The 626-nt window shown below is 73.8% G+C and carries 1 protein-coding gene; it reads right to left on the bottom strand.

What is annotated here, in order from left to right:
• A partial coding sequence (locus tag KM933_RS38750; protein ID WP_308013690.1) for a ketoacyl-synthetase C-terminal extension domain-containing protein occupies positions 1-626 on the bottom strand: 626 nt, incomplete at both ends.

Below are 626 nucleotides of genomic sequence, written 5' to 3'. Positions count from 1 at the left end.
GTTCGAGGCGCTGGGGGTCGTCGCCGAAGATGACGTCGCGGAGGTCGGGTATCTCGTTGCCGAGGGCCGTGCAGATCTCGTCGAAGGCTTCGCGGTAGACGGGGAACGCTTCGTAGAGTCCGCGTCCCATTCCCAGGCGTTGGGAGCCCTGGCCGGTGAACAGTATGGCCAGTCGTCCGCGCCGCACCGATCCGGAGTGCACGCCGACCGCCGTCTCGCCCCGCGCCACCGCGCCCAGGCCCGCCAGCGCCTCGTCCCGGTCACCGGCGACCACCACCGCCCGCTCCGGCAGCCCCGCCCGGCTCGCGGCCAGCGCGGCGCCCACTGCGGTGAGGTCCAGTTCGGGGCGCTGCCCCAGGTAGGACAGCAGTCGCTGTGCCTGTGCGCGCAGGGCGTCCTCGCCCCGTGCGGAGAGGGGGAGGAGCGTCAGGCCGCCGTCCGGGTGTGCCGTCGTGACCGGCGCTTCACCGGCCTCCGCGGCCTGTTCGAGGATGACGTGGGCGTTGGTGCCGCTGACGCCGAACGCGGAGACACCCGCCCGGCGGGGCCGTTCGACCTCGGGCCAAGGTCGCTGTTCCGTCAGCAGTTCCACCGCGCCGGCCGACCAGTCGACCTGCGGGGTGGGG

This window comes from Streptomyces beigongshangae (assembly GCF_019710745.1).
GTDB lineage: Bacteria > Actinomycetota > Actinomycetes > Streptomycetales > Streptomycetaceae > Streptomyces > Streptomyces beigongshangae.
The sequence above is the reverse complement of the archived record's forward strand: the minus strand, read 5'-3'. Positions and strand labels throughout refer to the sequence as shown.